The organism is Bremerella sp. TYQ1, assembly GCF_020150455.1.
In the GTDB taxonomy this organism is placed as follows: Bacteria; Planctomycetota; Planctomycetia; order Pirellulales; family Pirellulaceae; genus Bremerella; species Bremerella volcania_A.
Window position 1 is genome coordinate 2,976,816 of record NZ_CP083740.1, and the last position, 21,288, is coordinate 2,998,103.

Sequence of the window (21,288 nt, forward strand, 5' to 3'; positions counted from 1 at the left end):
CTTGTTGCCTTAACGCAGGATTGCGGCCAGACCGTCCCGGTAACTGGCATGCGTTGGCTGAAAACCCAACTCGGTCACGAGACGGGCGTTACTCATCTTGCGGTCTGACTTCGCACGCTGGGCCGCAGGCGAGTCCGCTTCCGGGTCTTCAAACGTTGGCTCCGGGGCATCGAGCAGCCGGGCCACTTCGCGGTAGTAATCGCGGCGATCGACCGGACTGCCATCGCTGACAATATATAAAGGAGAAAAGTTCTCGGCATCGGCGGCCAAGCAAATCGCCTGAACCGCATCGTCGACATGAATCAGGTTTAATGCTCCACCCCCAGGCGCAGGGATTGGTTTGCCTGCTTCGATATCGGCCGATCGGGGAATCCGCTGAGGTCCGTAGATGCCTGCCATCCGTAGCGTGATGCTTCGCTGCGACCAAACCGGGTGATTGCGCAAATACTGCTCTGCCTTCAAAAATGCTTTGCCACCGGCTCTCGCAGGTTCGCAGGGGGTCTCTTCATCGACCGTCTGGCCATCGGCATCGCCATAAACGCCGGTCGTGCTGACGAAAACCAATCGCCGAGTCGCTTCGGAAAGATGTTCGAGGACATTTTTCAGCCCTTCCGCATAGACATCTTCGCGGGAAGCCCCGCTGTCCGAGTCGTACCCTACGGCAAACACGACCGTGTCCGCTTCAGGCAATTGGCGCAAAGTTTCCGGGTGGGTCACATCGGCCAAAATGGGCTGCCAACCCTGCTGTTCAAACTGTCGGGCTCGATCTTGAGAACGTGTCGTAGGGAAAACCACATCCCCCAAAGCATGCCATTTGGCGGCGAGTGGCTTTCCGACATAGCCACATCCGACGATCATTCGCGAGCGTGAATCCATGGTTTCCCTTCGACATTTTGACTAGTCCGCACAAGCGTTAAACCTTGATGTGCTTAGTGCTTCTGACAATTCTATCAATTCCGCGGCGACACTACCAAAGCGCGCCGGGGTTGACTACTATGGAAATGGAATGCGGTGATAGCAACGCCCCGTGAGGACGGCCCCGCCTCAGGTGCTAGTGACCAAGAGCGTGACAAACTCTTGATCGGATTCCTAGAATAAGACCGAACCCGGATGCGATCCGAGCGTATTCGAGGTTGGCAGTATGAATCCTCAAAGGGCATATCATGAAACATCGGATCCTCCCCTCCTCTTATCTTCCTGGCAGCGTGGCAGCTTCCTTCCGAAAATTTCTGATCGTCTGTGGTTTGATCTTGTGTTTGCCTTTGATGGCCAACGCACAAGATAACGCCAATCCCCAGATTCAACGCACCGCACACTTCGCCGAGATTTTAACCGGCGACGCCCCGGACAACGTCGCAGATCTGCGTTCGATGGAACAGCAGATTCAACAAGTCACTAAGTCTGCCCTCGAAGCCACCGTGGGTGTGATCGTGGGGGCCGCTCAAGGAAGCGGTGTGATCGTCAGCGAAGATGGTTTGATCCTCACCGCCGGTCACGTGATTGGTTCACCCGGCCGCGAAGTCACCGTTATTTTGAACGATGGAAGTCGCGTCAAAGGAATCACCTTGGGGATGGACCGCAGTATCGACTCAGGAGCCATCCAAATCACCACGCCCGGCAAGTATCCCTATCGACCGATTCGCCAATCGACCGGCCTTCGCGAAGGGGAATGGGTTTTGGTGATGGGACATGCCGGCGGGATTGTGAAAGACCGCAAGCCAGCGCTTCGTTTGGGCCGCGTGTTGGCTTCCAGCCGAGACGTCATTGCCACCGACGCCACCCTCGTGGGCGGCGACAGCGGTGGGCCACTACTCGACATTCAAGGCAACGTGATCGGCATCAACAGCCGCATCGGCAACCGCATCACGGCCAACTTACACGTTCCTTCCACGCAGTACCTCGAAACGATCGACCGACTGAAAAAGTCGGAGGTTTGGGGACGAATTGGTGGAACGCAACCTTATTTAGGTGTACGTTGTGATTCTGACCGACAGGATGTCGTTGTCACACGCGTCACCCCAGATTCCCCGGCAGCAACAGCGGGAATCCAGGAAGGAGACGAGATCTTGAATCTCAACGATCGCAAGATCAACTCCTTCGACGACTTGAAACTGATGGTCAATCAGTACTCTCCGGGCGATCGCATTAAGGTACGGATACGGCGCAGCTCGGGCAACGTTATTACTCTTGAAGTTGAACTTGCAGATCGTCGCGAGTTGGACCGGAACTAGAGTAATCCTGGGAAGAGACAGGCTCACTACAGCCACGAACTTGCCTGGAGAACTAGAGCAAGCGGGGAAGATCTATTCGTCCCTCAATACCGTACCAACTTTCGACGAAACAACGGAGTGAACACATGCCCCGGTTTCGTTTGAATACATTGCTATCCCTTGCCCTTGTGGCCCCGTTGTCGATTGCCTTTTTGGCGCCGACACCGGCCATTGGGCAAGTCTTTGAAAGTGATGGCATCGCGATGCGTTTCATGAAACGCGTCCACCAACGTAGCAGCAGCGAAGTCCTTGGGGCGTTCAATTCTGTTGTCCGAAATACACGTCGTGCCACCGTCGAACTGAAGCGTGGCGGCAAACGCATTGCCATGGGCGGCGTTGTCGACCCAAGTGGTCTGATCGTGACAAAAGCCAGCCTGGTGAATACCTACGGTGACGAGTTCCCGTTGGTGGCTGAGTTGGCCAACGGCGATCAATACCTGACCAGCGAAATTGCCGCGATCGACAAAGAGAACGACTTGGCTCTCGTCCGTATCGACGCGAAGAACCTGCCGGTCATGGAGATTGCCCACTCGTCCAAGCCGGCTGTCGGCAGCTTGTTGGCAAGTTCTGGGTTGGAAGAAGAACCGATCTCGATCGGCGTCTACGGTCTGACGCCACGTCCTGTTGAAATGAAGAACGCCATGCTCGGCGTGATGCTTTCGCGGAATCCTGGCCCAGCGACCGTCGACATGGTGGTCGAAAAGAGTGCCGCCGCCAACGCTGGCATCCTTGCCGAAGACATCATCGTCTCCTTGAACGATATGGCGATCGACTCCGGCACGCACTTGATCGAAACGGTTCGCACGTTTGAACCAGGCGATTCACTTCGCGTGAAGCTGAAGCGTGCCGAAGAAGAAATGCAGCTCAGCGTAATTCTCGGCGAATGGGTTGCCGGGCCAAACCAAGCACGTCACGAATTCCAGAACCATCTCGGTGGCGAACTGAGCACGCGTCGAAGCGGCTTCCCTTCGGTCTTTCAGCACGACAGCTACTTGCAGCCGGAACAATGCGGCGGTCCGATCGTGAACTTGGATGGCCAGGTGGTGGGGCTGAACATCGCTCGTGCCGGACGCGTGGCCACGTATGCCATCCCTGGCAACGAACTGGCTCAGTCGGTCTCGAAGATGCTTTCCGCCGTGGGAGCGACCGGTAAGCAGCAGATTGTCCAGTCTCGCGTGAGTGCGAAGCCGGTCATTTCTGAAAATGGCGAATCCGAGCTTGCCCCTGGCAAAACCCGCTGGATTCCGTCCGAGACGTCGAATTAAAATAGAAGCGGATGGTTCTCTCCGCTATCTTCCGTTTTGGCAAGAGTCTTCAGTTTTCAGTGCTCAGTTTTCAGTCGGAGCAGATTCACCTAAAATTGGTCCATCCCCGCTGAACACCGAAAACCGAAAATTGAAAACCAACTCTCATGCAAGATAAACTGACCGAACTCCGGGAAACGCTCATCGAACTCCAACGCGAATTGCGTGAAGTCGACGAGCTGGACACCGAAACGAAGGCCCGACTGGAAGGGGTGATGGAATCGATCAGCGATGCCCTGCACCGCGAAGATACCGAAGCCCTTTCCCATCCTTCGCTGCGAGAAACGATCAACGAACGCAACTCGCAATTGGAAGACACGTCGTACCCTTCCTTGACGAGAGTCTTGAATAACCTGGCCGATATCCTTGGCAACAGCGGACTGTAATCGATCCATTTCGGTCGATTACCTCTCGCCTGCTTCTACGTAGACCACTTGCATCTCGCAGGTGGTCTTTTTTTGCGCATTGTTTCAGTGCATCTGTAAATCGTTGTCGCTTCTAGGCTTCCGGCAACTGCAAAACCTGTAGCCAGGAAAAGAAAAAGAAATTGCGTCAGAGCGTAATCTGCTTCGCTGAAATCGTGCATCACCCCCACCCATGACTCAGCAGCGAAGACCGCCCCAAGTCTTCGCGGCACTCATCACGTTAGAAAACCATTCGCATGACGCATCGCTTTTTAGCACTCAACGTTTTGTTGGGCGTAACGTTACTGTTTGGCTGTAGTGGCCCTTCCAATATTCAGCCGGTCAGCGGCTCGATTACGCTCGATGGCAAACCATGCCCTGGGCTGTTCGTTCTGTTCACGCCGCTGGAAGGAGAACAGAAGACATCCTCGCGCGGCCAAACCGATGAAAATGGTCAGTTCACGCTTCGCTATTCTTCGCAAATCCAAGGGGCACTCATCGGCAAGCATCTCGTGCAAGTCTCGCCGAATCCTGACCCCGGCCCAGGCATCGCCAAAGTCAGCTTGCCGCCACGCTACAACCGCCGGTCCGAGCTGCGTGCCGAAGTGACGACCGATGGTGACAACACGTTCCAATTCGATCTGACGAGCGGCAAAAAATAACGCTCGTTGATTTCCCGATAAATCCTAGTTCGCCTTCATTCTTTCTATCGTCTGAATTTCAGGAGACCTATTTATGAACGCATCGAAGCGAGGCTTTACACTCGTCGAATTGCTGGTCGTCATCGCCATCATTGGAGTCTTGATCGCGCTGCTACTGCCAGCCGTGCAACAGGCCCGCGAGGCGGCTCGGCGAAGCCAATGCAGCAACAACTTGAAGCAAATTGGCTTGGCCATGCACAACTACCACGATACGTTCGGCTCGTTTCCCTCGGCTTGGATCCAAGTCGGCAGCAGCCGTTACCATGCTTGGAGCGCGTTGATCTTGCCGTTCATGGAGCAAGGCAACATTCACGACAAACTGAGCCCTGACTTCGGCAATTCACGTTCGGCCAATACGGAAGATAAAGCCGGAGCAATCATCGATACGTATCGCTGCCCTTCGTCAACGCTTCCGGAGCGAAGCACTGCCGGCCACGGGACCAACAACTATCAGTGCAACAAAGGGGGCGCGTACCAGAACGGCGACAAAGGCGGACTGTTTTGGGACAACAGCGACGTTAGCTTCCGCGACATCACCGACGGCACAAGCCATTCGTTGATGGTGGGTGAAACCGAAGGGCACTCGAACCCTAGCGACGACGGCTTCCCCGTTTGGGCTCAAGCCAATAACGACACGCTCGCCGGTCGGCAGTCGATGCACTCGTTCGGCAACCGCTACGAACACTTCATCAACGCTTATCTCGACCCAAGTGGATGTACCGGCAAATGCGACGCAGGCTTTTCGAGTCGTCACCCTGGCGGGGCCCAGTTTGCGTTCGCTGACGCCAGCGTCCACTTCATCCCGGAAACCATCGAGATCGGCACCACCGACTGGGACGACTCGCCTGACGGAACGTGGATTCAAGTCCTCATCCGCAACGATGCCCAAGTGATCGATACGGCATACTAATCGAACTTATCTCGCTGGGGCCGGAACAGAAAAAGCCGGATCGCGTGCATTTCGCGGTCCGGCTTTTTTGATCGTAACATTCGTCCCCAAGGAGCAGCGTTTACTTGCCACCCAGCGAGATCAAGTGCGAGTACGTTCGCAGGTACATCACACCGCCGGCTACCGATGGCGTCGACTCGCTTCCTTCGCCCAGGCTCGTTTCGCCGAGGACTTCCAAGTTCGTGTCTGCCGAGACGACGACTAACATGCCTTCTTCGGAGATGCAGAACAGGCGATCCCCGACACGAACTGGCGAACCGTAGAAGTTGCCTCCAATTCGCTTTTGCCCAAGCACTTTGCCGGTCTTCGCATCGAGACAACTGACGATCCCTTTGTCGTACCAAACGAAAACTTTGTCGTCGTACGTGACCGGGGTCGGAACATAGCTCGCTTGACGCGCCATCCGCCAGGCCAACTTCGGCTGACCATTATTAGGATCGACGGCACTGACCGTGTTGCCACCCCCTCCGGAACCGCTGGAACCAAGAATCAAGTCGCCGGCGATCACGGGCGAAGAAACACTTCGCATGTTGAACACCTTTTCGGCCCAAACTTGCTCGCCGGTTTCTGGATCGTGCGCGGCAATACCGTGGGCACTGCTGTTGCAGACCAAAAGCTTCTTGCCATCTTTCCCTTCGTAGACACAGGGGACCGAATACGCGGCAACATCGCTGTCCCGCTTCGTTTCCCAAAGTTGGTCGCCGGTTTTGCGATCGAGGGCAACCAAACGGCTGTTTCCAATCGGACGATCGCGCAGCTTGCGTTCGTCGCCTAATTGCATCAACGAGATGATGACTTTGTCTTCAAAGATGATCGGCGACGTTCCGAAACCATGCTGGCTGACCCAAGGGCCAAAGTCGACCGACCAGGCCGTTTCGCCATCGTGATTCAACGCGACCAGACGCGTCTCTTGATCGTCGGCCCAAGCGACGTAGACATGCATATCGTCAACGGCGGGACTGCACGAAGCGTAACTGCTTTTCGAATGAACATGACTTGCGCCGGCAGGGAATTCACGCTTCCAAACCGCTTTGCCGCTCGTCACGTCCAGGCACAGCACGTACCGCATTCCTGAGTCGGGGTCGGCACTCATCAGGAAAAGACGATCGCCCCAGACGGCCGGTGACGAATGGCCAATGCCAGGCAGTTCCACTTTCCAGTTGAAATCAGACTCGGTCGGAGCCGACGGGATCTTCGCGTCGGCAGCCACACCACTTCCATTGGGACCGCGGAACCGAGTCCACTCCTGAGCGAATAAGGAAGGAGCCGTCAGGCCCAACATCACCACGGCAAGCAGCACACGACTTGTCGACATCATTTCTATACCGAATAGCAAAAGGCAGGATCAGGGGAAGGAGATTTCGCCTCTGATGGTAATCAGTTTCGGCGCGACTTTCCACGCTAGAAAGGGGTTCGCCGGTAAAAGAGTGACACGCCCCCTGGCAGATACCAGAAAGGCCTTCCAACAGCACCGCAGACGCCATGAACCGGCCGATAAGCCAAGCCAGCAAACCATGGCTGCCGTTTCACGCGTCGATTATAAATAAGTTTACAACAAACTATGTACAAGTTGCAAACAAATGTCACAAAAGCATACGCGAGCGTTTTGCGGATTTGGCGTAATGAATCTCAAATTCACGCCATCTGAGCCCTCTTCGCGTCAACGGACTGCGGAGGCTTATTCGCCCTAAGCGTTTTTAGCGAGAATCGAGCTGAGCGATCCATTGGACGACCCGTTGATCCATCCAACGGCGGTCCGGGGCGATGCTGCGAGGGGCGAGAAAACCGAGGTGACCGCCTCCCTGGGTGATTTCCAGTTCGATCGAACTCGACCGCGAATGTTTCTCGAAGATCTCGACCGGCACGACGCTATCGTCATCGGCCGTCAGGATCAGCCCAGGCACTTTGACGTCCGTCAGCACGCGCGACGCACTTGCTTTAGCGTAGTAGTCCTCGGCCGATTCAAAGCCGCACTGAGGGGCCGTGAAGACCGAATCGAACTCGATAATTCGACGTGGCCGTTCGTCAAACTGGAAGCCTTCGTAGAAGTTTTCATCTTTCGCCAGACGTCCTTGGACAAGCCCCACCAGACGGCGCGAGAAGTCCCAGTCGTACAAGCGATTAAAGCCACGCGTCATGTTTTCGCAGCAGTGAGCCAAGTCGATCGGAGGAGCAACTGCCATGACGCTGTCGATCCCGCCGATGCGGCCAGAGCCCATTTCGCCGGCAAGCTTCAGAACGATGTTGGCCCCCATGCTGAAGCCACACAGCGTGAGCGGCGAGCCCAGACACAAAGCACTAACGGTCTCGACACAGTGGGCGATGTCGTCGCTGCATCCTGCATGAAACGGACGCTTGGCCAAGTGATGCCCTGCCCCGCATCCACGCAAGTCGACACGAAATGTCCGAATGCCAAGCGAGTTTAGCTTGTGGGCGATCCGAACGAGATAGCCACTTCGATGGCAACCGCCGAGGCCATGAATCATGAGTACGGTGCGATCGCCCAGGCTCCAATTTTCAGGACAGTCGTCGTGCAGGACAATTTGGTCACCATCGTCGAAAACAACGTGATGCTGACGTGCGTTATAGGGAATGTTATGTCCGACCCAGTACGCACCAAGAATGGTCTGCGCGTGGGAATTCCGCAGCAAAGGGTGAGGCTTAAAAGGCCGTACGGAAGTTAGGACATAAGGAGATCGGGCCAGCATTGTTCAGCCACAGGGGGTCACCCTGCCATCCATGCAGTTCATCTTACTAGCGCTGAATTTGGTACTCTTCGATTTTTCGGTACAACGTCGCGCGACTGGTGCCCAACAATTTTACGGCCTCGGGAATACTCCCTCCAGTTCTGGAAAGAGCTTCTTCGATCAATTTCTTTTCCCAGAAGTCAAACCTTAACGACTCCGGTTCGTTAAGGCCTGCGTCTCGTAGGCCCAAATCGTGCGGCAAGATCGACTCTTCGTCCGCCAGGACGACGCTGCTGTCGATCACATTGCGAAGCTGTCGCACGTTGCCAGGCCAATTATAGTCGGCCAATTTCTTTTTCGCACTATCCGAAAGCGTCAACATCGGCCGCCCGTGCGACTTACGGAAGTGCTCGAGAAAATGGTCGGCCAGCAAGTTGATATCATTCCCGCGTTCTCGAAGCGGAGGAATGTATAACTCAAAAACGCTTAAACGATAATAGAGATCTTCGCGGAAGCGTTTCTCTCGAACGAATTCGGCCAAGTCCCGGTTTGTCGCCGCGATCACGCGAACGTCGACACTCACTTCCTTAGTCGCCCCTAATGGGAGAAATGGGTGCCCTTCCAAGATACGAAGCAGCTTGGCCTGGCCATCGAGCGTCAGTTCGCCTACTTCGTCGAGAAACAAAGTTCCGGTATCGGCTTGCTGAAAAAAGCCGATATGATCGGAGTCGGCTCCGGTGAACGCCCCTTTTTTGTGCCCGAACAATTGGCTTTCGATCAGGTTTTCCGGCAGTGCGGCACAGTTCACGCTAAGCATCGGGCGGTCGGCTCGATTCGAAGCTTTATGCAGTGCCCTGGCCACAAGTTCCTTGCCGCTGCCACTTTCGCCGCGAACGAGAACGCAGCCGCCAGCTTTCGAGATACGGGTAATCTTCTGCTTCAGCTCGCCCATCGCGGGGCTTTCGCCGATCAACTCGTCGAACGCGGCCGACTTGTCGACCAACTGCTGATAATTGGCTTGCAACTGGGTCACTTTCCAGGCCCGCAGCAGCGCGATGGTCAGGATATTACCGACCGAAATCGCGAAATCGAGTTCGTTGTGCCAGAACCGTTCCTGCTTGCGATAGAGATGCAGTGCCCCAAATGTCTTTTTATTGTGGATCAGCGGAACGCAAATAGCGTCGGCAAAATGGGTCAGCTTTTTGCTGCTTTCGCCGGTCGCCTCGTTGGCAATCCAAACCGCGTTTCCCTTTTTGGTGACGATCTCGGTCAGGGCTTCACTTAACGGAGCGGGCCCATCGGTATCGTCCGGGTAGACACGCTTCGCTTTCAACTGTCCATCGTCGCTTAGCCATAAAAAACCAACGACGACCGCCTTGGTTTGTTCTTTGACCATTTCCAAGGCGATCTGGATGATCGTGTTGGGATCGTCCTCGCCCATCAGGCGAATCGCGAACTGATGCAGCAAAAGAAGCCGCTGAGCCTGCTGATAGTCCTTCAGCTCTTTCAGGGCAATGAGATTGGTATCTTGCGGGTTCACCGGCATGTTGCGGACGATTGTCTGCGTAATGCTCGGGGGAAGCTCGTCGTGCGAAGTGGGAGGCTGCGCACTGTGATTAAAGGTAAATTCGGTATCCCCCACCTTAAGGCGGGCCCCGTCGGTCAGCTCGACTTGATCAATCGGCTGATCGTTCAAAAAACTACCATTGCGGCTCTCTCGATCCTTCACGAACCACTTCCCGTCTTTTAGGAAGATCGCCGCATGAACCCGAGAACAAAGCGGATCGGTCAACGTGATATCGCACTCTAAGCCTCGTCCAATGAGGTTATCGCGCGAGCCATCTAAGGGAAAGTTCTTCCCCGGCCCGTTGCCTGAGATCATCTTAAGGTAGCTATAAATCGCCATCAGTTCGGCCGACAAACCCCGCTGTTCCCTACCGGTGGCAGGCATTCCTGGTAGCTGCCACTAACCTAAGTAGTTGTCTTATCTTACGGAATTTACGCTGCGACTTGCCAGTCGGGTCATCAAATTCGAACAGGAAAAGCATGAATTCCCCCGGACCTAAACCAACTTTTGCCGGTTTCTGTACGTATCGAGAGTTGTGAATCCTTCCAATTGGGTGAGATGCATTCACCTTGAGTCGAGTTGCCGACCTAGATAGGATTACACATGCCCTTCCTGCATACCCCCAAATCTGCTATTCGCACTATTTACGCACACGTCCTGCGATAAGGAAACATCATGGCAAACGTTCGACGGAATTGGACTGCACTGCGCCATCCCGCGTTCTTCCTATTCACCGTAATCGCTACATTCGCCACACTGATTGGCGCTTCGCTTATTCCGAAGAACGCTCCAGCCCAAGGCCCCTTGGTAGCTCAAGAGCGTCAACTTCCCAAACGACACATCTCGCGAATGGTCTCGCGTCTGTTACTTCGCGACCATCTTTCGAGTGCCCCGCTCGACGATACGATCTCGCAGCGAGCTTTCGATAAGTTCCTGAAATTCTGGGATCCGCTCAAACTGTACTTCACGCAGCAAGATGTCGCCGAATTTGCGGCCAATCGCAATCTGCTGGACGATCAAGTTCGCAGCGGCAACACCGAATTCGCCCAAAAGGTTTACGATCGCTTCATTCAGCGAACGCTCGAACGCGTTCAAACGGTGGACGACTTATTGGCGAATCACGAGTTCAACTTCGACGAAGATGAAGTCTTCATCACCGATGGTGACAAAGTCGATTACCCAGCCAACGCTGCCGAAGCGACCGATCGCTGGCGTAAACGTTTGAAGTACGACCTGCTGACGCAGTTGGCCGACGACAAAACGCTGGAAGAAGCGAAGGAACGTATCGGCAAGCGTTATCACAGCTACGCACGCCGGATCGCTCAGACCAGCGAAGACGAATTGCTGGAGATTTTCCTCACTTCGGTGACTTCCGCTTACGATCCGCACACCACCTACATGTCGCCAGGCACCCTGGAAAACTTCAACATCCAGATGCGTTTGAACCTGGAAGGCATCGGGGCCGCCCTGATGTCAGAAGATGGTTACTGCAAAGTTTCGAAGGTCATCCCTGGGGGTGCCGCCGATAAGCATGGCAAGAAGAATCCTGACGAAAAGCTCGAAGCCGGCGACTTCATCGTCACCGTCGGGCAAGGCACCGATGGCGAAATGGTCGACGTTGTCGACATGAAGCTGAACGACGTGGTCGACATGATTCGCGGCAAAGCCAATACGGTTGTTCGCCTCGGCGTGAAGAAAAAGGGTAAAGGCGAAACGAAGATCTACGACATCACCCGAGCCAAAGTCGAATTGAAAGACAGCGAAGCTCGCGGCGAAATCATCGACGCCGTCACCCCGGACGGACGCAAGATGAAGATCGGCTGGATCGACCTTCCTTCGTTCTACCTCGACATGGAAGCGGCTCGCTCCGGCAATCCAAACGTCAAGCGAAGCACGATCGACGTGGCTCGCCTGTTGGCTGACTTCCGTCAAAAAGGTGTCGAAGCAGTTGTGCTCGACCTTCGCCGAAACGGTGGTGGTAGTCTGACCGAAGCGATCGATCTGACCGGTCTCTTCATCGACCAAGGTCCTGTCGTTCAAGTCAAAGATGCCGAGAACAACGTACATCCTTATGAAGACATGAACCGCGGCATGCTGTGGGACGGTCCCCTGGTTGTTTTGACCAGCAAGATGAGTGCTAGTGCGAGTGAAATTCTCGCAGGTGCCATCCAAGACTACGGTCGCGGTATCGTTGTCGGTGACGAACAAACCCACGGCAAAGGCACCGTGCAAACGTTGCTCGACCTTGGCCGCGAAGAATTGATGGGTGCCAACCCAGTCAATCCACCTTCGCTGGGTGCGTTGAAGATTACGTTGCAGAAGTTCTATCGCCCAAGCGGTAAGAGCACGCAGCTCAAGGGCGTCGAAGCGGACGTTTCGTTGCCGGCACTGACCGCCAACATGGACATCGCCGAAGGGGATCTTGATTACCCAGTTCCTTTCGACACCGTGAAGACGACTCAGTACCCTAAGAGCAATGCCAACGCAGCTCCGCTCGTTGCGGAATTGAATCGACTGTCCAATCAGCGTGTTCAATCGTCGGAAGGCTTCTCGAAGCTCAACAAGATGATCGACACGTATTTGCAGCAGAAAGACAAGAAACAGGTCGACCTCAACAAGCAAAAGTTCATGGCCGAATACGAAGCCCTGAGCGAACGTGAGAAAGAGATCGAAAGCCTGGTTAACGACGAGGACAAAGATCCGAACGAAATTGTCGAGCGTGACTACTACTTCGACGAAGTGATTCAGATCACCGAAGACTACGTCCGCCTGTTGGAACAACAAAAAGTCGCGGCAAACAACTAAACCTGCCATCGACTTTGAAAATTCAACCCCAAAAAGGGCCTGCCGACGCAGGCCCTTTTTTTTGGCATCTACGGATAAAAGCCAATATCCTGTTGAGCAAAGCGAATCCCTTCGCGGTGTCATACGAACTTGTTTCCTCTACTGAAAAACGCTTCCGATGCAATGTCCGGCATGCCAAACCGAATGTTCTGAAACCAGGCATCGCTGCGGTAGCTGCAACTACGGTATCAAACCGCAGCCAAAACCTTCGCGGCCGCGACCGCCACGATACATTGGCGACAAAGGTGATGAAGGTTTCGACGCCATGCTGATGCGAACCTACCGCTGCACGAATTGCCGATCGTACGGAGCCCACGTAAAACGCATTGCCACAACAGGGGCCGGCATCTCGCGTTTGATGGATTGGCAATGCCATGAGTTCATTGTGGCGAGCTGCGTTTTCTGCGGATTGGTCCAGCATTTTGATCCGCGTATTGTCGACAACAGCGGTCGAGGCTGGAAAATCCTCGACTTTCTTTTCGACCTTTAATTCGCATTCAAGAAACTATTTCGCCAACGTCTATCGATCTGCTAAACTTTTCCGCACATCCCCCCCTCCCCGTCCCACCTGAAAATCAAACTGCCTGCCTATTCTGGGAGCGATCGTTGAGTGACGCGAAGAACGTGGTCCTTTGTTTCATGGCCCATCCGGACGATGCCGAGATCTTATGCGGCGGCGTTCTTATCCGCCTGAGCCAATTGGGCTGGGCAGTTCATATCGCCACAGTGGCTGCCGGTGATTGTGGCTCGGAAACGTTGCCGCCACACGAGATCGCCGCCATTCGCAAAAACGAAGGAGTCGCGGCCGCTCAATTGATCGGCGGCACCTATCACACGCTGGCCGAGCCAGACGTGAACGTCGTTTTCGACAAGCCTACCAATCGAAAAGCGATCGACTTGTTCCGTCAGTTAAGCCCTCAAATCGTCATCACCCATCCGCGAGAAGACTACATGCTCGATCACGAGCAAACGCATCTTCTCGCTCGCAGTGCGGCGTTTAGTTTTCCGATTCCGAACGCCTCGGAAACTCCGCTGGCCGCTGAGGCTTCGATTCCGCACCTTTATTACGCCGACCCGATCGAAGGCCTCCATCCCTATACTGGCGAGTTAGTCACGCCAACGGTTACCATTGACGTCTCCGAGGTAATCGAAACCAAGGCAGAGATGTTGGCCTGCCATGCTTCGCAGCGGGAATGGCTGCGTGCCCATCATGGCATGGACGAATACCTGGAAGCAATGAAACGCCATAGTGCGCTGCGAGGCTCCCTGATCGGTACTCCCTATGCCGAGAGCTTTCGCCAACATCGCGGCCACGCTTTTCCTCAAAACGATTTACTCGCCGAACTCCTCCCCTGACTGCGTACCCACGACCAACCTCCCTCCTAGACGCAAGGACAAAACAACATGGCTCGACCGATCAGCAAAGTGGCACCGCAGTGGTGGGACTACACCACGCTTGATGAAGAACTGCTTTCCGACGCGGCCAAGCTAACCGCGGACGATTTGCTGCAGCTTTCTCGCCCTGGCTTTACGGTCCGCATCTTCGATACGCTGGAAGAGTTGTACTGTGCTGAAGCGTTGGAATACATCGAGGCCTGGCAACAAAGCACACCCGACAATCCGTGCGGAATTTGCGGGCCGATCGGTCCGACCGAGCAGCTTCCCTTGGTGGCTCGTATGGTCAACGCCCTGGGGATCGATCTGAAAAAACTGGATGCCCATTTCTGGGGCATGGATGAATGGGTCGACGAAAACGACAAACCAGTGCCTGTCGAATTTCCTCTCTCTTTCGCCAAAGCGGACAAGGACCTTTGCTTTGATCGCATCGATCCGAAGTACTCGATGCCGACGGCCAATCTCCACTTCCCCACCGGCGACTTGGACGCCTATTCCAAGTCGTACGACGACGTCCGCTGTCTCGTCATGCAAGGCGGCCAAGGCGAAGTGAAGCACTGGGCATTCAACGACCCGCCGAAACGAGAAGGCGAATACACCGATGCGCCGCCACCGCCGGAAGTTTATCGCGAGCTGGGAACACGCGTTACCGACTTGCACCCGATGACGGTCATTCAAAACGCTCGAACTAGTGGCGGTGGTTACGTGCCGATGGTTCCGACACGCGCTTGCACTGTTGGGCCAAAGGAAACCTGGAAGGCGGAACGTGTTTCGATCTGGCACCCTGGCCACCACGACAATCCCTTCGGAATGCGTTTGTCCGCGTTGATGATCAGCAAAGGGATCGCCGATACCAGCTTGCCGATGTCGCTTCTGGCCGACCATCCCAACGTGACGTTCAGTTACTATCGCGGTGGAATTGGCACCGTCGAAACGGAAATGCACTAACATGTCGATCGAGGCGGAACCGAATCCACAGCAAAGCAGCGAAGATGAAAGCCATCTGAACCTGCTTTCTGTATTCCATTGGGTCATTGCCGGTCTGGCTGCGTTGACCGGCTTTTTTCCGATCATACACGTCGTCGTCGGAATCTTCGCGCTCGTCGGCGGTACCATCGGCAACGTTCCGGAACCCGAGGCCCGTCTTCTGACGGCCGGCGTTGGGGCGATGTTTATCGTGATCGGCCTGATGATCATGGCCATCAGCTGGACGATGGCGTTTTGTCTTTACTTGAGTGGGAGCTACTTGAAGGCTCACACCAATCACACGTTCTGCCTGGTGATTTCGGCCATCATCTGTTTGTCGTTTCCGCTTGGAACATTACTGGGCGTCTTCACCATTATCGTGCTCATGCGTCCGAGCGTGAAACGACTCTTCGGCGTTACTTGAATGAGCGAACAAGATTCCTCGAACGGCGCTGATCTCCGTCCAGCAGTACCCGATGCGGACGAGCAGCAGCTGATGGCACTTTCCATCGGACATTATGTGTTCGCTGGTACCATTATGCTTTTCTGGGGTGGAATGCTTCTTCAACTCTATTATGTGAATTCGATCCTCAAACAAGCTCAGATGTCTTCGGAACTTCAGCTGCAACAAGACCAGCTTCTCGATACGGTTCATGTGGTCCTGGCTGTTTATTTTGCATTATTCTTGCTGCACGCAATCGGCCTGATCTTCGCCGGCATCTCGCTGAAACGCTGTCGCCATCGAACGTTCTGCTTGATCCTGGCTGGACTCAATTGCTTCTTGTTTCCGATCGGAACCGTGCTCGGTGGATTCACCTTGGTGGTTCTCTTTCGACCAAGTGTGATACAGCGTTTTGCCTCGAAAGTACGGTAAAACCCTTTTCTGCTGGATCTACCGTAGCTTGCTCGGCAAAATGGCATGAGAGTTGCACTTTTCGCAACCCACAACAACCACTTGCCGGATGAGGATGCGCATCATGGGTTTGATCAGCGACTTTAAAAAGTTTGCGCTGCGGGGAAACCTGATGGACATGGCGGTCGGCTTTACGGTCGGAGCCGCATTTACGTCGGTGGCCAAATCATTGGTTTCCGACATCATCATGCCCCCGCTTGGGTACCTCCTGGGAAGCAGCGACTTCTCGGACTTGTTTATCGTTTTGAACCAGAAAGATCCTGAGCAAACGTATGCCACGTTAGCTCAAGCTCAGGAAGCTGGTCTCACAACGATCAACTACGGTTTGTTCATCAACAACATTATTTCCTTTCTGCTGGTCGCCTTCGCGATGTTCCTGATCATTCGCATGGTCAACCAGTTGGATAAAAGTCTGGAAAACACGTTTGGCGGCCAGAAGCCGCAGCCAGGCGACCCTGAAAACAAAAAGTGCCCTTACTGTTTGTCGACTATTCCTTATCGTGCGACGCGATGTGCTCATTGCACGGCGGAACTACCGCCAACCGAAGAGCAAGTCGCGGCCGGCTAACAACTTCCACTACTCGTTTGAACTTCCACATAGGACCATGGCTCCCATTAAGATTTTCAACACGACAGCTCCGAAATATGGCGAAGACTACGAACGTGGCTGGATCGGCTTCAATCACGCCGACAGCTGGTTTTCCAAAGGTATCGCCCAAGTTCAGCAATGGCGGCAAGTCTCGGACGTGACCGTCTCGCATGTCTTTGTCGTAACCGGCGAAGACGAATGCGTGGAAGCGGCCTACCCCAAAGGCGTTGTCCGCTCGAAGCTGAGCGAGGAATACTGGCCAAAGCCGGATCGGTATGTGATCTTTCGCAAGCCGAAAAACTTAACGCCCGACTTGGCCGATCGCATTGCCGAAGCAGCCGAAGCGGAATTGGGTACCGAGTTCGATTACTCAACCACCGCCAACTTGGCTCTGCAAAAAAACTTCCTTGGCTGGATCATCAATTGGATGACCTCCGACGAAGCGAACCGCGCCGTCGACTCGCTTGTCGAGAGCGACAGCCGCTGGCTATGCAGTGCCCTGGGTGCTTACTGCCTCAAGTCGCAGCCTGAGTTCGACGGTATTGGCGTTTTGGAACAGCAGCCTGGCATGATCACTCCCCAGGAACTGTTCGAGTCGGATGAAATCTTCGAGCCTGTTCGTCGGACCGACGGTAGCAAAGCTCCTGTTCGCGCCGAGTAGGCAAGCATCATGAATGGAATCTGGCTGACGGCCCTCGTGGCCACCATCGCAATCATCGGAACGGCGATGGGAATCCGCATCGTGATTCGCAAGCTACTTAGCGGAACCTACAAAGCCGGCGAGGTCATCGATCCGTACCGGCCGAAAAACTTCTCGATCCCCGAACCTTCCCGGGTCGAGTTTGAAGCGGAAAAACAGACAACGCTGCGTGGACGCTTCTGGAAAGGGTCGAGCAATAAAGCGATCGTCGTCGTACACGGAATTGATGGTCCATCGATTGAAATGCTGCCGCACGTTTCTTACCTCTACCGCGCCGGCTACAGCGTTTTGCTGTACGACAATCGCGGCCGAGGCGACAGCGACGGTGGCTTTTCGACACTCGGTTTTCTCGAATGGCGCGATGTCTTGCACGCCGTTCAATGGGTTCGCAGTCAACCAGGCATCGACGCCGACCAGGTCGGCCTGCATGGCCTATCTCTCGGGGCGGCCTGTGTGATTATGGCTGCCGCCGAAGACCAACGCGTGCGTGGCGTGTTGGCCGAAAGCCCTTTCGTTTCGATGACCATCATGCTGGGGCACGTCGCCAACAAAATGACCCGGCTACCGACGTTCCTAATCGGTGGATTAGTTCGGTTCCTGCTCGACTGGTCGCTCGAAGCGAAGTTGCGAATCGTCGAACCTCACACGGCCGTAAAGAAGATTTCTCCGCGACCGATCTACATCATCGATGCCGAACACGACCAACTCTTCCCGCCTGATACGTCGCGGACCGTTTACGATGCGGCGGACGAACCGAAGCAATTCTGGAAAGTTCACGGAGCGGCCCACGCCAACTGCTGGCACACCCTTCCCGAAGAATACGAGAAGCGAGCCACCACGTTTTGGAAAATGGTCTTCTCCGACGAGCCACCGCAAGTGATCGTGCCGACCTCCGCCGGCCGAACCCCGGAAGAGGAAGCCGAGTCAGTTTCCGAAAAAATCGACCGCCGCAGCAAAACGCACTCTTGAACAACTTTTCGCCAATTGGCTATTCGGCGATCGCCGACTATCATGGACGACAGGCAGACCACCGCGATCTGCTTCGTGAAGTAACCTGTTTAGTGAATCCGTCCGACCGCCCTGACCATTAGCCGCGAATGATCGAGTACCAAGTCGAGCCGAACCTATCTGTGGACGAATACCTGGACGTGCTTGTCCGTTCGGAACTGGCCGAACGGCGTCCGGTCGACGACCGCGAAAAGCTCTCCAAAATGGTTCGCAACGCCGACATCCTCTACACCGCTCGCCACAACGGTTTGCTGGTCGGCATCGCTCGCAGCATGAGCGACTTCGCCCATGCCACTTACCTCGCCGATCTCGCCGTCGATAAAGCGTTTCAGCGGCAAGGGATCGGGCGAGAGCTGATCGCCCAAACGCATCAGGCGGCTGGGAAACACACCATCCTGCTCCTTCTCGCGGCTCCCAAGGCGGCGGAGTACTACCCGCATATCGGCATGGAAAAGCACGAGTCGTGCTGGATCATTCCCCGCAGCTGATCCGCCGGAACATACGGCACGCCGATTATCTCGCAAAGGTGTACTTGCGCCGAACCTTTCTTGAAATGGCCGTTTTTCCCGAGAGTTATGCACGCCTGGCTTGCGCGAAATGCGAGCGCGAAAATCGCCACCACAAATTTCAACGCCTCACGCCGCTTTTGCCCACGTAGTTTCCACTTGCTGGCCGCGCATACTTGGTAAGACTTTACATCTTTTTGTTGTACACTTGGACAATACTTCGTTAGAATACTTTCCTATCGGGAAGCCAAGCGTAGCAGTAAAGAATTTAGGGCATGGAAACGCTCCTTGCAAAAAAGGAAACCTGATTTTGAAATATCAGTTTTTACCGAATCGACGGTTTCTTTATACTTTTGATTTCGTTGCAACTTCCTTTTTCGCATCATCTAAAAATGCATTCACAGCGATCAGATGAACTCTCAGAACGGGTGAGTCGGCTAAACGAACGATATCGTATAGTTACCGGCAAGACTGTAGAAAATTTCTTCTGCCCAATTCTATTAAAAGACATCCCTGGGGAGCTCTGCAGAGGACATGTCATCCCTGCCAATCTAAGAATTTCTGGCACGTGGGTGCCTCAGCGAGCAGATGTTGATAGTTTCTTCGGACGCACAACAGAAGCAGTATTCGGGACGGCAATGAATCATGCGGAAAAATCACCAACGGAAATCTGGCTTAACAAAGATGCAAATCAGATATTCAAGCCCCAACTCAAACATAAAGACGAGTTAATTGAGCACTTTTTCGTACCTGCAGACGCAAAGATAAAGATCAGTGAGCGGCATTGTTTGGGTGACTTCTTAAATGGCGACGGTGAAACTATATCTCGCTTCGTGATTAAAAAGACCAAGCAAGAGCTTCGTGCATTATGCGGTGAACCGCTGGAAGTAGTACTTGAATCAGATTTGTCGCCGCAAGTTGCCGCTTCAATTATTAAAGCGGCTCATTTAACGCTTTTCTATCTTTCAGACTACAACTTTGCGTTGTCGCCTGGTGGAAGGTTTCTATCCTCGGTTCTGTCGAGATTTTACGAAGACGCACAACATTTGCCGAACGCTGACATACAGGGCATTCTTAAAAAACGATTTTCATCTCGTGAGTGTTCAATGATCTTTCCCATGCAAAGAAGGTCTGGGGAACGATTAGCGGGAAGCCTGACTTCGAAGGTTATTATTGCTTGCTTGGCTGCAAATAGGAGCATCTTCGCGTTCGGCGTTCTCGTTGAAACTCCATCCCAAACATTCTGCGTGTTTATACCTGGCGAAGATGGCGATCTAATCGACACTTACTTTAGCTTTATTAGCGAACCAGCACCTTCAATTCAAGCGAAGTTCCTTCAGCTTCAGTACAGTGACTCTCCACGGTGGAACATTGACTTAACACCTCCACAAACCATCCCACTCGTTCAACTTAGACCCGACTAGCTCAGCGGCAACTCTAAACCATCGTAGGCCAGTTCAATGCCGTCAGGCAGCCATGCGTTGGTTCGCTCGTGCTCCAGCCGATCGGAGATGTGGGTCAGGTAGGTCTGTTTGGCACCCAATTTCTGAGCAACTTCCACCGCTTCTTCCACGGAGAAATGGGTCGCGTGTGACTCTGGTCGCAACGCATCGAGGACCAGCACGTCGAGCCCTTCCAGCTTCGACCAGCTTTCTTCCGGGATATGATTCACGTCGGTGCAGTAAGCGATGTTGCCGACGCGAAAGCCCAGCACCTCGAAGCGTGGGCCATGCTGCAAGCGGATCGGCGTGACGGCTGCCCCCAGCACGTCGAAGCGATCGAGACCAATCTCGCGCATGTCGAGCGCCGGCCGCGAACCAACATGCGTCTGACTTTCGGTGCTGAACGCGTAGTCGTACACTTTGCGAATCTTCGCGTCGACGTTCGGCTCGCAATAAATCGGGACTTCATGCCCCAGATAAAATTGAAACAAGCGGACGTCATCTAAGCCAAACAAATGATCGGCATGACTGTGCGTGAACGCGACGGCATGAATCACACCGATGCCATTGGCCAAAAGCTGCGTCCGCAAGTCAGGCGGCGTATCGATCAGCAGGTTCCCCTCCGGCAGCCCGAAGATCACACTGCAGCGCGTGCGTTTGTTTTTCGGATTAGTGCTTTGGCAAACGTCGCAAAGACAACCCACCACCGGCACTCCCATCGACGTGCCAGTGCCAAGAAACAGAAGCCGGCCACGCACGTCGCGCGTGGCAATTTCTTTCTTGAGCGAACGGGTAGAATTCGACTGACTCATTCCAGGTCTTTCGGGTAGACATTTCCTGCCTGAGAATCGCAAATGCCCGCCCAAGTTGCAACCCCTGCCCTGCCGTCCGAAGGACAATTCGCCATGTCTAGGTGCGTCCCAACGCCTGTGTGCCACTGGGCTCTACCCAGTGGCTTTTGCAGATAAGTGATTGTCGGCGCAAAACGTCTTGGCACTTCGCACTGGCGAGACGCCAGTGGCACACCGTTGATTGCTTGGAAG

The 21,288-nt window shown here is 54.4% G+C and carries 21 protein-coding genes; 16 read left to right on the top strand and 5 right to left on the bottom strand.

Translation table 11 applies throughout. From position 1 onward, the window contains the following. Window positions 1-9 precede the first annotated feature (9 nt). Entirely contained in the window at window positions 10-876 is an 867-nt protein-coding gene (locus LA756_RS11790) for an SDR family oxidoreductase (RefSeq protein WP_224440078.1), read from the bottom strand. A 287-nt stretch (window positions 877-1,163) separates the two neighbouring features. On the opposite strand from LA756_RS11790, the gene LA756_RS11795 reads away from it, so the two are divergent. From LA756_RS11795 to LA756_RS11815, 5 genes are all read left to right on the top strand, one after another. Continuing rightward, on the top strand, window positions 1,164-2,231 hold the full coding sequence (locus tag LA756_RS11795; protein WP_224440079.1) for a S1C family serine protease: 1,068 nt from the start codon (window positions 1,164-1,166) through the stop codon (window positions 2,229-2,231). 125 nt (window positions 2,232-2,356) lie between these two features. Then, on the top strand, window positions 2,357-3,535 hold the full coding sequence (locus tag LA756_RS11800) for a trypsin-like peptidase domain-containing protein (RefSeq protein ID WP_224440080.1): 1,179 nt from the start codon (window positions 2,357-2,359) through the stop codon (window positions 3,533-3,535). A 146-nt stretch (window positions 3,536-3,681) separates the two neighbouring features. After that, window positions 3,682-3,960 (top strand): DUF4404 family protein, encoded by a 279-nt coding sequence (locus LA756_RS11805; protein WP_224440081.1) that lies wholly within the window; start codon window positions 3,682-3,684, stop codon window positions 3,958-3,960. Between the two features lie 275 nt (window positions 3,961-4,235). Next, the gene (locus LA756_RS11810) at window positions 4,236-4,640 is read left to right on the top strand and encodes a carboxypeptidase regulatory-like domain-containing protein (RefSeq protein WP_224440082.1); all 405 of its coding nucleotides are present in this window, start codon (window positions 4,236-4,238) and stop codon (window positions 4,638-4,640) included. Window positions 4,641-4,713: 73 nt separating this feature from the next. Further along, complete coding sequence (locus tag LA756_RS11815) at window positions 4,714-5,589, top strand: DUF1559 domain-containing protein (RefSeq protein ID WP_224440083.1); 876 nt, start codon at window positions 4,714-4,716, stop codon at window positions 5,587-5,589. 100 nt (window positions 5,590-5,689) lie between these two features. Here the strand turns inward: LA756_RS11815 and LA756_RS11820 are convergent, their stop codons facing one another. The 3 genes from LA756_RS11820 to LA756_RS11830 form a co-directional block, all read right to left on the bottom strand. Next, window positions 5,690-6,946, bottom strand: coding sequence for a PQQ-binding-like beta-propeller repeat protein (locus LA756_RS11820; RefSeq protein WP_224440084.1), 1,257 nt, complete (start codon window positions 6,944-6,946; stop codon window positions 5,690-5,692). Between the two features lie 379 nt (window positions 6,947-7,325). After that, on the bottom strand, window positions 7,326-8,279 hold the full coding sequence (locus tag LA756_RS11825) for a YheT family hydrolase (RefSeq protein ID WP_224440085.1): 954 nt from the start codon (window positions 8,277-8,279) through the stop codon (window positions 7,326-7,328). Window positions 8,280-8,382: 103 nt separating this feature from the next. Further along, complete coding sequence (locus tag LA756_RS11830; RefSeq protein ID WP_224440086.1) at window positions 8,383-10,266, bottom strand: sigma 54-interacting transcriptional regulator; 1,884 nt, start codon at window positions 10,264-10,266, stop codon at window positions 8,383-8,385. Between the two features lie 291 nt (window positions 10,267-10,557). Between LA756_RS11830 and LA756_RS11835 the strand changes: the two genes are divergently transcribed. From LA756_RS11835 to LA756_RS11885, 11 genes are all read left to right on the top strand, one after another. Further along, entirely contained in the window at window positions 10,558-12,687 is a 2,130-nt protein-coding gene (locus tag LA756_RS11835) for a carboxy terminal-processing peptidase (protein ID WP_224440087.1), read from the top strand. A gap of 157 nt (window positions 12,688-12,844) precedes the next feature. Further along, the gene (locus LA756_RS11840; RefSeq protein ID WP_224440088.1) at window positions 12,845-13,216 is read left to right on the top strand and encodes a zinc ribbon domain-containing protein; all 372 of its coding nucleotides are present in this window, start codon (window positions 12,845-12,847) and stop codon (window positions 13,214-13,216) included. Between the two features lie 116 nt (window positions 13,217-13,332). Beyond that, window positions 13,333-14,082 (top strand): PIG-L family deacetylase, encoded by a 750-nt coding sequence (locus tag LA756_RS11845; protein ID WP_315858355.1) that lies wholly within the window; start codon window positions 13,333-13,335, stop codon window positions 14,080-14,082. 48 nt (window positions 14,083-14,130) lie between these two features. Continuing rightward, window positions 14,131-15,069 carry a glucosamine-6-phosphate isomerase gene (locus LA756_RS11850; protein ID WP_224440089.1) on the top strand — a complete coding sequence of 313 codons (939 nt, stop codon included), beginning with the start codon at window positions 14,131-14,133 and terminating at the stop codon, window positions 15,067-15,069. 1 nt (window position 15,070) lies between these two features. Continuing rightward, window positions 15,071-15,511 (top strand): hypothetical protein, encoded by a 441-nt coding sequence (locus tag LA756_RS11855; RefSeq protein WP_224440090.1) that lies wholly within the window; start codon window positions 15,071-15,073, stop codon window positions 15,509-15,511. After that, a complete protein-coding gene (locus LA756_RS11860) occupies window positions 15,512-15,961 on the top strand; it encodes a hypothetical protein (RefSeq protein ID WP_224440091.1) in 450 nt (149 codons plus the stop codon). A gap of 103 nt (window positions 15,962-16,064) precedes the next feature. Continuing rightward, entirely contained in the window at window positions 16,065-16,568 is a 504-nt protein-coding gene (mscL, locus tag LA756_RS11865; RefSeq protein WP_224440092.1) for a large conductance mechanosensitive channel protein MscL, read from the top strand. A 37-nt stretch (window positions 16,569-16,605) separates the two neighbouring features. Then, a complete protein-coding gene (locus LA756_RS11870; RefSeq protein ID WP_224440093.1) occupies window positions 16,606-17,250 on the top strand; it encodes a hypothetical protein in 645 nt (214 codons plus the stop codon). A gap of 9 nt (window positions 17,251-17,259) precedes the next feature. Beyond that, entirely contained in the window at window positions 17,260-18,258 is a 999-nt protein-coding gene (locus LA756_RS11875; RefSeq protein ID WP_224440094.1) for an alpha/beta hydrolase, read from the top strand. Window positions 18,259-18,386: 128 nt separating this feature from the next. Further along, window positions 18,387-18,785 (top strand): GNAT family N-acetyltransferase, encoded by a 399-nt coding sequence (locus LA756_RS11880; RefSeq protein WP_224440095.1) that lies wholly within the window; start codon window positions 18,387-18,389, stop codon window positions 18,783-18,785. Window positions 18,786-19,375: 590 nt separating this feature from the next. After that, window positions 19,376-20,227, top strand: coding sequence for a hypothetical protein (locus LA756_RS11885; RefSeq protein ID WP_224440096.1), 852 nt, complete (start codon window positions 19,376-19,378; stop codon window positions 20,225-20,227). On the opposite strand, the gene LA756_RS11890 is transcribed toward LA756_RS11885, so the two are convergent. Then, window positions 20,224-20,964, bottom strand: a complete 741-nt coding sequence (locus tag LA756_RS11890; RefSeq protein WP_224440380.1) for an MBL fold metallo-hydrolase — start codon at window positions 20,962-20,964, stop codon at window positions 20,224-20,226. The genes LA756_RS11885 and LA756_RS11890 overlap by 4 nt on opposite strands. Between the last annotated feature and the right edge of the window lie 324 nt (window positions 20,965-21,288).

What these genes read in the sequence shown, in the direction of transcription:
- LA756_RS11790 (WP_224440078.1), bottom strand. Translation starts at nt 876, where the DNA reads ATGGATTCACGCTCGCGAATGATCGTCGGATGTGGCTATGTCGGAAAG.
- LA756_RS11795 (WP_224440079.1), top strand. Translation starts at nt 1,164, where the DNA reads ATGAAACATCGGATCCTCCCCTCCTCTTATCTTCCTGGCAGCGTGGCA.
- LA756_RS11800 (WP_224440080.1), top strand. Translation starts at nt 2,357, where the DNA reads ATGCCCCGGTTTCGTTTGAATACATTGCTATCCCTTGCCCTTGTGGCC.
- LA756_RS11805 (WP_224440081.1), top strand. Translation starts at nt 3,682, where the DNA reads ATGCAAGATAAACTGACCGAACTCCGGGAAACGCTCATCGAACTCCAA.
- LA756_RS11810 (WP_224440082.1), top strand. Translation starts at nt 4,236, where the DNA reads ATGACGCATCGCTTTTTAGCACTCAACGTTTTGTTGGGCGTAACGTTA.
- LA756_RS11815 (WP_224440083.1), top strand. Translation starts at nt 4,714, where the DNA reads ATGAACGCATCGAAGCGAGGCTTTACACTCGTCGAATTGCTGGTCGTC.
- LA756_RS11820 (WP_224440084.1), bottom strand. Translation starts at nt 6,946, where the DNA reads ATGATGTCGACAAGTCGTGTGCTGCTTGCCGTGGTGATGTTGGGCCTG.
- LA756_RS11830 (WP_224440086.1), bottom strand. Translation starts at nt 10,266, where the DNA reads ATGCCTGCCACCGGTAGGGAACAGCGGGGTTTGTCGGCCGAACTGATG.
- LA756_RS11835 (WP_224440087.1), top strand. Translation starts at nt 10,558, where the DNA reads ATGGCAAACGTTCGACGGAATTGGACTGCACTGCGCCATCCCGCGTTC.
- LA756_RS11840 (WP_224440088.1), top strand. Translation starts at nt 12,845, where the DNA reads ATGCAATGTCCGGCATGCCAAACCGAATGTTCTGAAACCAGGCATCGC.
- LA756_RS11850 (WP_224440089.1), top strand. Translation starts at nt 14,131, where the DNA reads ATGGCTCGACCGATCAGCAAAGTGGCACCGCAGTGGTGGGACTACACC.
- LA756_RS11855 (WP_224440090.1), top strand. Translation starts at nt 15,071, where the DNA reads ATGTCGATCGAGGCGGAACCGAATCCACAGCAAAGCAGCGAAGATGAA.
- LA756_RS11860 (WP_224440091.1), top strand. Translation starts at nt 15,512, where the DNA reads ATGAGCGAACAAGATTCCTCGAACGGCGCTGATCTCCGTCCAGCAGTA.
- mscL (WP_224440092.1), top strand. Translation starts at nt 16,065, where the DNA reads ATGGGTTTGATCAGCGACTTTAAAAAGTTTGCGCTGCGGGGAAACCTG.
- LA756_RS11870 (WP_224440093.1), top strand. Translation starts at nt 16,606, where the DNA reads ATGGCTCCCATTAAGATTTTCAACACGACAGCTCCGAAATATGGCGAA.
- LA756_RS11875 (WP_224440094.1), top strand. Translation starts at nt 17,260, where the DNA reads ATGAATGGAATCTGGCTGACGGCCCTCGTGGCCACCATCGCAATCATC.
- LA756_RS11880 (WP_224440095.1), top strand. Translation starts at nt 18,387, where the DNA reads ATGATCGAGTACCAAGTCGAGCCGAACCTATCTGTGGACGAATACCTG.
- LA756_RS11890 (WP_224440380.1), bottom strand. Translation starts at nt 20,964, where the DNA reads ATGGGAGTGCCGGTGGTGGGTTGTCTTTGCGACGTTTGCCAAAGCACT.